This is a genomic window from Dendronalium phyllosphericum CENA369 (assembly GCF_016056275.1).
GTDB classification, from domain to species: domain Bacteria; phylum Cyanobacteriota; class Cyanobacteriia; order Cyanobacteriales; family Nostocaceae; genus Dendronalium; species Dendronalium phyllosphericum.
Map to the genome: position 1 here is coordinate 1 of NZ_JAECZA010000218.1, position 12140 is coordinate 12140.

The 12140-nt window shown below is 46.4% G+C and carries 11 protein-coding genes and 1 pseudogene; all 12 read left to right on the plus strand.

The genetic code is table 11. The annotated features are described in order from the left end of the window. Nucleotides 1–275 (plus strand): annotated as a pseudogene (locus tag I8752_RS24160) (hypothetical protein); the annotation flags it as partial. Nucleotides 276–575: 300 nt separating this feature from the next. After that, nucleotides 576–1181, plus strand: a complete 606-nt coding sequence (locus I8752_RS24165) for a DsbA family protein (protein WP_214434789.1) — start codon at nt 576–578, stop codon at nt 1179–1181. 155 nt (nt 1182–1336) lie between these two features. Next, a complete protein-coding gene (locus I8752_RS24170; protein WP_225895871.1) occupies nt 1337–4114 on the plus strand; it encodes a PAS domain-containing protein in 2778 nt (925 codons plus the stop codon). 8 nt (nt 4115–4122) lie between these two features. Continuing rightward, nucleotides 4123–4752: a response regulator gene (locus tag I8752_RS24175; protein WP_214434790.1), complete on the plus strand. Its 630-nt coding sequence runs from the start codon at nt 4123–4125 to the stop codon at nt 4750–4752. A 207-nt stretch (nt 4753–4959) separates the two neighbouring features. After that, a complete protein-coding gene (locus I8752_RS24180; protein ID WP_214434791.1) occupies nt 4960–5517 on the plus strand; it encodes a DsbA family protein in 558 nt (185 codons plus the stop codon). Further along, nucleotides 5510–6172, plus strand: a complete 663-nt coding sequence (locus I8752_RS24185; RefSeq protein ID WP_214434792.1) for a cupin domain-containing protein — start codon at nt 5510–5512, stop codon at nt 6170–6172. The genes I8752_RS24180 and I8752_RS24185 overlap by 8 nt, the downstream gene beginning before the upstream one ends. Before the next feature lie 88 nt (nt 6173–6260). Then, nucleotides 6261–7130 (plus strand): alpha/beta fold hydrolase, encoded by an 870-nt coding sequence (locus I8752_RS24190; protein ID WP_214434793.1) that lies wholly within the window; start codon nt 6261–6263, stop codon nt 7128–7130. Nucleotides 7131–7194: 64 nt separating this feature from the next. Beyond that, complete coding sequence (locus I8752_RS24195; RefSeq protein WP_214434794.1) at nt 7195–7782, plus strand: Dps family protein; 588 nt, start codon at nt 7195–7197, stop codon at nt 7780–7782. A gap of 113 nt (nt 7783–7895) precedes the next feature. After that, entirely contained in the window at nt 7896–9455 is a 1560-nt protein-coding gene (locus I8752_RS24200; RefSeq protein ID WP_214434795.1) for a GMC family oxidoreductase, read from the plus strand. A 36-nt stretch (nt 9456–9491) separates the two neighbouring features. After that, on the plus strand, nt 9492–10031 hold the full coding sequence (locus I8752_RS24205; protein ID WP_214434796.1) for an SgcJ/EcaC family oxidoreductase: 540 nt from the start codon (nt 9492–9494) through the stop codon (nt 10029–10031). Between the two features lie 134 nt (nt 10032–10165). Continuing rightward, nucleotides 10166–10915 (plus strand): SDR family oxidoreductase, encoded by a 750-nt coding sequence (locus I8752_RS24210; RefSeq protein WP_214434798.1) that lies wholly within the window; start codon nt 10166–10168, stop codon nt 10913–10915. A gap of 115 nt (nt 10916–11030) precedes the next feature. Continuing rightward, nucleotides 11031–11837: an FAD-dependent oxidoreductase gene (locus I8752_RS24215; protein WP_225895873.1), complete on the plus strand. Its 807-nt coding sequence runs from the start codon at nt 11031–11033 to the stop codon at nt 11835–11837. Nucleotides 11838–12140 lie beyond the last annotated feature (303 nt).

A 12140-nucleotide genomic window follows, 5' to 3' on the forward strand; every position in this document is an offset into this window, starting at 1 on the left:
TTACCGGACTGAGTGATTGTCAAGCCCGTGATGTCAAAAAGCTTGATTTTCATTTCAATGCTAGTTTCACTGCTTTAAATCTTGCCAAGCTCGATGCTCATCAACAGCAGTCTGCTCAAAAACCCTTGATCTTTTCTATGGCAAGTGTCAAGCGACGGGCACTCAATGACCATTTGCTCGACACCTTTATTTCAATGTTAGACCTCTCGCCAACTGTAATTAAATCCCATCCTAACTACCAAAACCTACGAGCTTACGGCGTTATTGCTGCTTAATTTTGTCCAGAGTATTGCTTCTCGCTGTTTAAGGTAAAAACAAAGATGTACTTCTGCCTGGGTTAACCATCATATTTTAGTCTGTAAGGCAATCAAACCTGAGTTTGATTCGTTCTACTCCCTCAAATTGACTCATCCTCAATCATTTTGTTGATTAAAATACAGACCTTGAATTGACGACAAGCCTAAGCAAGTCTCATACATTAAACTCATACAAACGATTATAGGCTTGAAGAAAAGAAATTTTAGAGCGCACGCGATGAATCTCTTTTCCCCAAAGATTTAAAATGAGGGTTTAGAATGAGCAATGTTATTCCTGACGACACACCAGGAACCACTTGCGGTAACTGCGAAGCAGAGCGCAATCAATTAGTTGTACTTCCTTCTGAGCAAGACCATCGACAAGGATCGTTGAATGCTCGCGTTGTGCTTGTTGAATATGGGGATTATCAGTGTCCCCAATGTAGCGAACTTTATACCTCAATTCAAGCAATTCAACGCCAGCTTGAGGCGACCTTATTCGGGAGAGATTCTCTATGCTTTGTATTCCGACATTTTCCTCAACCTCAAATCCATCCTCAAGCTCAAAAGGCAGCAGCAGCGACAGAAGCAGCAGCAACACAAGGGCAGTTTTGGCAGATGCACGAGATGCTATTGAAGCATCAGCAAAAGCTAGAAGATGGGTATTTAGCAGAATATGCTGACAATTTAGGGCTTGATGTAACTCAGTTTATTCGAGACATTGCCCAAAAAGTGCATATCGATCGCATCAATCAAGACATTGCTAGCGGAATGGATAGTGGGGTAGTTAGCACTCCAGCTTTATTTATCAATGGTGTGCGTTATAGAGACGCTTTCGAGCTTGAGCCACTACTTGAAGCGATCGTTGGAGCTGCTCATGGCTAGTATTTTCGTCAATAAATGGACTAATACCATTTCACCAAATGAATGATACAAATAATTTCTCCTCTGCTCCCTTGCTCCCCTGCGGCCTATTTGTATCAAATTTAAAGTGAAATGGTATAAACTGCGCGAACTGCCGTAAATGAGGAATCTGATTGATGAGCAGTCTTCTCAAGCAAGTTGTAGCTCAAGTTTCCAGAACGGTGCCATTGCAGACGGTTTTGATTGTGCCGTTTGTGCTGCAAACTATGGTGACAGTTGGCTTAGTAGGGTATTTTTCCTTCAAAAATAGACACGAAGCCATCAACGATCTCGCCAGTCAACTGCGGCGCGAACTGACAAACCGGATCGAAGGCAAACTACAAACCTATACCGAGATACCCTATAACATCAATCGGCTCAATGCCAGCACCTTCGCTCAGGGAAAAATTGACCCTAGCGCAGTCAAAGGTGAGTTTCCACTCTGGCAGCAAATTCAAATTTATCCAATGGTGAGTGATATCTACTGTGGCGATCGCAAAGGTTCTCTTCTAGGGGTGCGACGTAGCCCTGCCGATCGCTCAATTGAACTGCGGTCGAGTAATGTTGCTACAGATCGTAAACTCTACGGCTACAGCGTCGATCGCAATGGTCAGCGAGACCAGTTAATCACTCAAGGCAACAAAGCCTTCGATGCGCGGGTTCGTCCCTGGTATAAAGCAGCAGTGAAGGCAGGCGAACCAATCTGGAGTGGAATCTATGCCGACTTTGCTAGCCAGTTGCCAACGATCACCGCCAGTACGCCCGTCTATAGCACTGCCGATCAATCGCTGTTGGGAGTCTGTGCCACCGATGTATTTCTGCCTAATGAGATGAGCCATTTCTTGGCTAGTCTGCAAATTGGCAAGACAGGCATCGCCTTTATTTTAGAGCGATCGGGGCAATTGGTTGCCACCTCCACTGGAGAAGCGATCATCAGTCGTGGGGCGGCAGCAAATCGATTGTCAGCAGTTGAGAGCCGTAACCCTACCGTGCGAGCTACTACTGCCTATTTGCGCGAGCATTTCAGCGATTTGTGGCAGATCCAAACTGCGGAACAGCTTGATTTTAAGTTAGATGGCAGGCGGCAGTTGATTCAGGTGATGCCATTTAAAGATACTCGTGGGCTAGACTGGCTGATTGTCACAGTGTTGCCTGAATCCGATTTCATGGCAAAGATTAATCAAAGCATCCACACGACGATTCTGCTTTGTATTGCAGCTTTGCTGCTTGGCATTGCGCTCTGCATTTTGATTGCCCGATGGATCGCTAAACCGATTGTCAGCGTCAGTCAATCGGCAAAAGCGTTAGCAGACGGTGCATGGCATCAGACGGTAGAAATTGAGCGATCGGGCGATTTGGGCGAACTGGCTCGATCGTTCAACCAGATGGCACAGCAACTTCAGATCGCATTTGCCAAAATGCAGTCTTTAAACCAGACCCTCGCCCAAAGTGAAACCCGCCTCCAGAAAATTTTAGAGTCTGTTCCGGTAGGAATTGTAGTTATGGACGCAACAGGTCGCCCTTATTACGCCAATCAGAAGGCAATCCAACTCTTGGGCAAGAGCGTACTGCCGTCTGTCACCCCAGAGCAAATTGCCGAGGTCTATCAACTCTATGTGGCAGGAACCGATCGCCCCTACCCAACCGAACAACTGATGATTAGGCGAGTACTAAACGGCGAACAGGCCAGTGTAGATGATATCGAAATTCACCAGGGGAATCGCATCATTCCGATCGAAAGTTGGGGAACTCCAATTTTTGATGAGTCTGGCAACATTCTGTATGCGATCGCAGCCTTTCAAGACATCACCGAACGCAAACAAGCAGAGAAGCTGTTAGCAGAATACAATCGCACCCTAGAGCAACAAGTTGCCCAACGAACAACAGCATTGCAGGCAAACGAAGCGGAGCTACGCGGTGTTTACGACGAGCTTCGCTTACAGGAGCAGGAATTACGACTGATTGCCGACGCTCTGCCCGTTCTGATTAGCTACGTCGATGCCAATCGATGTTATCAATTTATCAACCGTACCTATCAGGTTTGGTTCAACCGCAGCCGTGATGAAATTTTGGGCAACCCTGTTCGTCAACTGCTCGGGGAGGCGGTTTATCAACGGGTTGAGCCGTATATTAATCAGGTGTTTACAGGGCAAACTGTCCCTCTAGAAGCAGAAATCCCTTTTCCGGATGATAAGCGGTGCATCAGCGCGACTTTTATTCCTGATTTCGATGACAATGCTCAGGTAAGAGGTTTCTACAGTCTGATGACAGACATTAGCGATCGTAAACGAGCTGAACACACTTCTATCTTAGAAGAACGCAACCGAATGGCGCGAGAGATTCATGATACATTAGCTCAATCTTTCACAGGTATTCTACTTCAGGTTGGAGCAGCAACACAAGTGCTGGCAGATGACCCGGAAGCCACCCAAGTACATCTGGAAATGATTGAGGAACTAGCACGCGCTGGGCTAGCAGGGGCAAGGCGTTCCGTAGCAGCACTCCGTCCGCGGCTACTAGAAGAAGGTAATTTAGAAAGTGCCCTGCATCGTATTGTGGCTCAAATGCGAGCAACGACCGACACGGCTCTGATTTGCGAAACTCAGGGTACAGCCTATTCCTTACCAACCGAAGTGGAGAATAACTTACTCAGAATTGGGCAGGAAGCATTAACCAATGCGATTAAATACGCTGGTGCTAGCGAAATACGGGTTGAGTTGGCGTACAACGAAACACAGTGTACCTTACGGGTTAAAGACAATGGCAGGGGCTTTGGAGTGGGTTGCATTCCTTTGAGCGGTGGGTTTGGCTTATTAGGAATGAGCGAACGGGCAGAGCGCATTGGCGCACAACTAACGATTCAAAGCCAACCAAGTCAAGGAACAGAAATTATTGTCACTATCAATCGAGTGTGAGAATTACAATGAGCCAATCCACTAAGATTAAAGTGCTAATTGTTGATGACCATGCCATAGTCAGAAAGGGATTGGCAACCATTATTAACCGCGATCCAGAAATGACAGCGATCGCTCAAGCTGAAGATGGACAGCAGGCGATCGCCGCATTTCGAGAATACCAACCTGATGTCACACTCATGGATTTACGAATGCCCAAAATGGGAGGGGTGGAAGCTATTATGGCGATTTGTGCTGAATTTAAGCAGGCGCGGATCGCAGTACTCACAACCTATGATGGAGATGAAGACATCTATCGCGGCTTGCAAGCAGGCGCTCAAGGTTATCTGCTCAAGGATGCTAAACCTGGCGAGCTTTTAAATGCGATTCGCGCCATTCATCATGGTCAGAAATATATTCCGCCAGAAGTGGGCGCAAAATTATTGCAGCGAATGAGCAATCCAGAACTCAGTGAACGAGAGTTGGAAGTGCTGGGTTTGATGGCACAAGGAATGGGTAATCAAGAAATAGGGACTGCTTTGATTATTGGTGAAAGCACTGTCAAATCACATGTGAATCGGATTTTGAGCAAACTGGGCGTGAGCGATCGCACACAAGCCGTGATTACTGCTGTTAAGCGTGGGATTGTCAGTTTGTAAGCTGTACTAAAGTTGGTATCCAAATTCCAACTCAAGTTGGAGACAACCTTCCACTGCGGGATGGACAGGTTCATCCATCACTCGATTGTATAAAAATGTCAACCCAGAGTGGACGACAAGAGAAGGTCAATTGTCTATATTGAATCCATAGCAAGGTTAGTGCAGTTGGGTTGTAAGGCAAAAGTATTGCTTAATACAAACCAAAACATGACTTACGACCATGATAATCGTTCTTTATTCGTTCTGCCTTCAACCCAAGATCATATTCAAGGTGTACTGAATGCTGCTGTAGTATCCGTCATGTATGGAGATTATGAATGTTTTCAAAGTGCCAACGTCTATCGATTGATTAAAGTTGCCGGGCAGCAATTGCAGGTTTCGTTTGGAGAAAACAATTTAGGTTTTATCTTCCGTCATTTTCCTCAGGTACAGATTCATCCACATGCTCAACGAGCAGCAGAAGCCGCCGAAGCAGCAGCGGATCAAGGGCAGTTTTGGCAAATGCATGAGATGTTGTTTATCCATCAACAGGAGTTGGGAAATGGCTATCTAGTGGAGTATGCCAATCGTTTAGGACTTGATATTTCTAAATTTTTGCAGGATTTATCCAAGGAAGCGTATGTCAATCGGATCAATGCAGATATCGAAGGTGGACTGCGAAGTGGAGTGGAGGCTGCACCCGCTTTGTTTATTAATGGAATTCGCTATCTCGATCGCTGGACTGTTGAGCAGATAATGGCAGCCATTGTTGCTGCAAATGATTAACGACAAGAATCAGAGATTTCAGCAATTTAGTAAGAATACAGAGGCGATCGCAATGATAGTTTTTACATGGAAAAAAGTTCAAAAATTGTTACTGTGGTTACTTGCATTAAGTGTTGTCGTTGGGATATTTATGTATCCAACATCAGCTACCGCCAACGAATTACCTCAAGCCTCCAACTCTAAAAGAGCGATCGTTCTCGCTCATGGGGTTTCTGCTAACAGTACATCAAAATCATTTTGGCTTCTTAATAACTACCTTACCATCGTCGCCGATCGCACCACAACTGATGGTAAATATGACCTGATTGAGGGCTATTTCCCTGCTGGTGCCCAGACTCCACCTCATCGCCATACACGCTATTCAGAACAACTCTATGTGTTGGAAGGAGAGTTCACCGTCTGGGTTGGTAAGAATAAGGTTGTGCTAGGCCCAGGTGAAAGTGCTTTCATTCCGGTGGGCACACCCCATGTTGTCGCTGCACTCAGTAACAAGCCAGCTCGTGGGTTAGTCGTTGCTTCGCCCAGTTCCTTTGCTCACTTTGTTGAAGCAACAGGGACGCTAAACCAGAATGAGGCACCTGACATGGAATTGTTGAATCGCATCTCTAGCGAAATTGGCGACGAAATTCTGGGTGCGCCCGGAGATATCCCTTAGAGAATTTGTAAATAAGTTGTACTAAAGTTGAAAATTGGATTCCAACTTTAGTTGGAGGCAACTTTCCATACAAGTATTTCAGTGGTGAGTGTTTCACAAGAACCAGAGATTTCAGCAATTTAGCAAGAATACAGAGGCGATCGCCATGATGGTTTTTACAGGGAAAAAAGTTCAAAAATTGTTGCTATGGTTATTTGCATTAAGTGTTGTCGTTTGGATATCAATGTATCCAACATCAGCTACCTCCAAAGAATTACCTCAAGCGTCCAACTCTAAACCTGCGATCGTTCTCGTTCACGGGGCTTATGCTGACGGTACATCATGGCAACACGTCATTCCATTGTTGGAGCAGGATGGCTACAGAGTGACTGCTGTGCAGATTCCGCTCACCTCGCTTGCTGATGATGTGGCGACGACGAAGCGGGTAATTAATAATCAAAAAGGTTCCGTTGTTTTGGTCGGGCATTCCTACGGTGGCAATGTAATCACGGGTGCGGCGGCTGGTAATTCACAAGTGAAAGCTCTGGTTTATGTTAATGCTTTCGCGCCAGATGTCGGTGAAAAGACGAGTGATTTGAATAAAAGGTACGCAGCACCTCCGATTAGTACGGCGATCGTATCTGACGCTGCAAACTTTCTCTATATTGATCGCGGGAAGTTTCACGAATTTTTTGCTCAGGACGTATCGAAGGCTGAGGCGCGAGTGATGGCAGCAACCCAAAAGCCGATCGCCAGCGCAGCATTTGAGCAATCACTTAATGAAATCGCTTGGAAAACGATTCCTTCCTGGTTTATCGTGACTCAAAGCGATCGCGCCATCAACCCCGAACTTCAACGATTTATGGCGAAACGGATTAATGCTAAGACAACCGAAGTTAACTCCAGTCATGTTCCTTTTATCTCTCATCCAAAAGAAGTTGCCAAAGTGATTGCAGCAGCAAGCACGGCTGTTAAGTAATCCCAATCTTTGAGAGAAGCAGTTTCTCGCTACATACAAATTATTGATTCTAGGAGATTTGATCATGCCGACTCAAAATACAGGTATCACTGAAGTTGATGGCAGTCAACCCTTACTGCATCAACATGGATATGAAATTCAGCAGTATGGTACTCTGCGTGATTTGCCAATTGTTCTCAACCCCAATGCCCGCAGCGAAAGCTCTGTTTTAGTGAATCAAATTTTGGCAGATACGATTATTCTCTATCACCTTTACAAGAAACATCACTGGTTGATGCGCGGACATACGTTTTATCAACTGCATCTGTTACTCGACAAACACGCCAGCGAACAAATTGAGTTAATTGATGCCCTGGGTGAACGAGTACAAACACTCGGAGGTGTGGCGATCGCCGATCCACGTCATGTGGCAGAAGTCACTAAGATTAAGCGTCCGCCCAACGGCGTTGAGGAAGTACCTGTAATGTTGTCGCGGTTATTAGAAGCCCACGAGTTGATTATTGGGGAATTGAGAGTGGCGATCGATAAAACAGCAGCAAATCAAGATAGCGGCACTAACGATTTGTTAGTGAGTCAAGTCCTGCGAACGAATGAGACGCAAGTTTGGTTTCTGGCAGAGCATTTGGTGGATACACCATTGGTACGGAGTTAAATTCAGCAGATCGGGTGTTGTAAATGAATAACTAACAGCATTTTAGCGATCGCTCTTTAGATCAGTTCATTCTTGACTCCATTTATCCATTGTAGATAACAGAGGAAGAGAATATGACTAATTATGACTACATTGTAATCGGTGCAGGTTCAGCTGGTTGTGTGGTTGCCAATCGTCTAACCGAAGACTGTGACACGACCGTATTACTCCTCGAAGCGGGCAACCCGGATACAAAACCAGAAATTCAAATTCCGGCGCAATGCTTTAGTCTAATAGGCTCTGAAGTTGACTGGGGTTACTTTTCTGAGCCAGAACCCTACCTGAAGGGTCGCAAAATGTTTTGTTCCCGTGGCAAAGTCTTAGGGGGCAGCAGTTCGATTAATTTCATGATGTATGTCCGGGGCAATCCTCACGATTACGATCGCTGGCAGGAATTAGGAAATCCCGGTTGGTCGTACTTTGATGTATTGCCCTATTTCAAAAAATCGGAATACCAGCAGCGAGGCGCATCAGAATTTCACGGGGTTGATGGGGAGTTAAGCGTTACCGATTTGATATCCCCTGCTGTGGTTTCTCAACGCTTTGTAGATGCTTGTGTGTCAATGGGATACAGCTACAATCCTGATTTTAATGGTGTACAGCAAGAAGGGGTAGGACTCTATCAGTTAACGGTCAAAGATGGTAAACGGCACAGTGCTGCCTCTGCTTTTCTCCTACCTATTCTCCATCGTCTTAATTTGACTGTAACGACAGGGGCATTGGTGACGCGATTGCTGTTTGAAGACACTCGCTGTGTGGGAGTGGAATATCTGCATGAAAGTACGCTCCACCAGGTTAGAGTCAACCAAGAAGTGATTTTAAGTGCGGGTGCGTTTGATTCGCCCAAACTGCTAATGCTTTCTGGAATAGGTACTGCCGAACACCTGCAAGCGATGGGAATTTCTGTTGTTGCAGATTTGCCGGGTGTCGGTCAAAACCTTCAGGATCACATTCTCACTTCTGTCGTTCAAGAAGTTACTCAAGATATACACCCTGCTATCACCAGTAATGGAGTCGAAGCCGGATTATTTTTGCATAGCAAGGAGAATGTGGAGGCTGCACCCGATTTGCAGTTCTTTTTCGGCCCGATTCAATTCTTGTCACCTGGTTATACTCCTGCTGATTTTGGATTTACAGGTGCAGTCTCTCTTACCCGTTTCCAAAATATTGGCAGTGTTAATTTGCGATCGCCTCACCCCAAAGATCCGCCAAGCATTCGGATGAATTATCTACAAAGTCAAGCCGATGTGCAGAAGTTGGTTGAGGGAGTTAAATTAATGCGGCAATTGTTTCAAACCAGTGCCTTTGATAATTTTCATGGTGAGGAGATTGCTCCAGGTTCTCACGTTCAGAGTGATGCAGCACTGGAAGCTTATATTCGAGACACTTGCAGCACTGTATGGCATCCGGTTGGCACTTGCAAAATGGGCATTGACCGAATGGCAGTGGTCGATCCTGAGTTGCGGGTATATGGGGTTGAAGGATTGCGAGTTGTTGATGCTTCCATCATGCCAACAATCGTCACGGGAAATACGAACGCACCGACCATCATGATTGGCGAAAAAGCGGCAGATTTAATTAAAGTTGAGCGTACCTCACAAAGCATTGCCAATAAACCCCTCTACGCTGTTTGAGAACTGGTCTATCACTTAAAAGGAAAACTCAAAACTATGAATTTACAAACAGTTCAAACCACCACTATTGCTGACGAGTCGGCAATCCGCGCTTTTCCTCGCCAGATGATTGATGCTTGGAATCGAGGTAGCGGCGAAGGCTTCGCTGCCCTATTCAGCGAAACTGCCGATTTCATCACGTTCGAGGGTACGCATCTCAAGGGTCGAAAAGAAATCGCTGCATTTCATCAGCAAGCATTCGACACAGTTGTTAAAGGAACGCGCCTGGAGGGTGAGGTGGATTTTGTCCGCTTTGTGAACTCGCAACTCGCGCTCATGCTCGTAGCGATCGGGGTAATACTGCCCGGACAAACCGAAACTTCACCATCACGAGATTCGCTGCCGCTATACGTCGTAACGAAAGGCGACGAAGGTTGGCAGATTGAAGGCTTACTCAATACCCGGAAGTTAACGCTAGAACGTCAATTCTTCTTAGACAACTTTGACTCACTGAGTGCAGAGGCTCAACGTCAAGTGACTGACTTCATTATAAGTCTCAAGCAGCGTTATCAAGCAGAGCAATCAAAGGAGATGTAAGGAATGGCACTAAGTTAAAATACAAAAGACGATCGCCCTTACTCCCCTATACTGGCTGACTATTCTTCTTCCTAACTCTACTCTCCATTAGTAACTGACCGCTTTAAACCCAACAATCAGAGGATTCGCGCATGATAAGAAAACTGGAAGCAAAAATTGCCCTTATCACGGGTGGCAATAGTGGTATTGGTCTTGCCACTGCCAAACAGTTTGTTGCTGAAGGTGCTTACGTCTACATCACAGGTCGTCGCCAAGTCGAATTGGATACTGCTGTGGAAGCCATTGGTAAAAATGTTACGGCTGTGCAGAGTGATGTTTCTAATTTGGCAGACCTCGATCGCCTGTTTGCCATCATTGAGCAAGAGCAAGGACACCTCGATATCATCTTTGCTAATGCTGGCGTTGGAGAAATTGCCCCACTTGGAGCGATCGCTGAGGAACACTTTGACAAAACGTTCAACACAAACGTCAAAGGTCTGCTGTTCACCGTACAAAAGGCATTGCCACTGTTGCTAGAGGGCGCTTCTATTATCCTCAATGCTTCGATTACTTCTATAAAAGGTACGCCAGCATTCAGTGTTTACAGTGCCTCCAAAGCCGCCGTGAGATCGTTTGCTCGGAATTGGATACTCGACCTCAGAGAACGCAAGATCCGAGTGAATGCCATTAGCCCTGGTGTGGTTCCAACTCCTGGTTACGATCATTTGGGACTGAATGACCAGCAGTTGCAAGAATTCGTGGACAGCCAAGCTGTCACTATTCCATTAGGGCGAGTCGGCACACCCGATGAGATTGCCAAAGCGGTTGTTTTTTTGGCTTCAGATGACAGCAGCTTTGTGAACGGCATTGAGTTGTTTGTTGATGGCGGTATGGCACAGATTTGAAGTTCAAAAGGAGTTAAAGATGAAGCTGATCTCTGTTAATGCCTCTTCGGTCGTCAGGATGTGAGATAGATCGACCCAAATAAACAATCGCATTTCACTATCTAAGGAGAGCGAGATGACAATAACGACCGATTCCGATTTTGCTGCCCGCGAGGCACTACGCCTGCTCGGCCCCGATCCCGAAAACTGGGTACCCGATCGCCCTGGCATCGATCGCAATGTCACTATAATCGGTGGCAGCGGCAGCGGTAGCGCCTTTGTATTTGCGCTACGGCGTGCTGGTATCGGTCGCGTGACGGCGATCGATGCAGCCGATGATGAGGCTCATGCAGGCGTGTGGCTGACACGAGCGCGGATGGAAAAGCTCCGCACGCCAAAAAATGTGCCTGGCCCGGAACTAGGCATCCCAGAATTATCCTTTCAAGCGTGGTACGAAGCGCGGCACGGTGCGGCAGCCTACGCGGCGATCGATCGCATTGGGCGAGTGACATGGGCTGAGTACCTCAGTTGGTATCGGCATTTCCTCGGTATCCAGGTTCGTTACCGGACGAAGTTGGTGCGGATTGAGCCAGCCGGAGGTTTCTTCCGCCTACACCTTGAGGTAAACGGTGTTCCGCAGATAGAGACTACGCGCAAAATTATCTTCGCCAATGGCGTGGCTGGCACTGGTGGTGCATACATACCTCCAGTACTGGCTGACTTACCACGCAGGCTGTACGCACATACCGCCGATGCCATCGATTTTGAAGCACTACGCAGTAAGACTGTGGCGGTGCTGGGTGGGGCGGCTTCAGCTTTCGATGCAGCAGGAGTGGCACTGGAATCGGGAGCTAAGGCAGTACACCTATTTGTCCGGCGGTCGGCACTTCCATCTCTACCAATCTTCAAGGGGCGACAAACGCCTCTAAACCTAGCCAGATAAAGGTTTGAGAGGCACAGACCCCTTAACAAATGTGGGTACTTATTGAGAATGAACTGTACAGTTATTAAGCAGCTACCTGTAGGGTACAGTTTAATGGTAAAAAAGAACGGTCTCGTAATTTAATTAAGACCGTCGTCATAATGCTGGCATCATTCTACCAAAACTTTTTAGAAAAATACCTAAATAAAGCACAGTTAATCACTCTGAAAATGTTGGTGTGGTTGTTACAAAATCAGAAACAGGTGAAGATAGAAAGACTGGCAGCAACCTTACCTCTACCAATACAACAAAACAGTCGTAGAC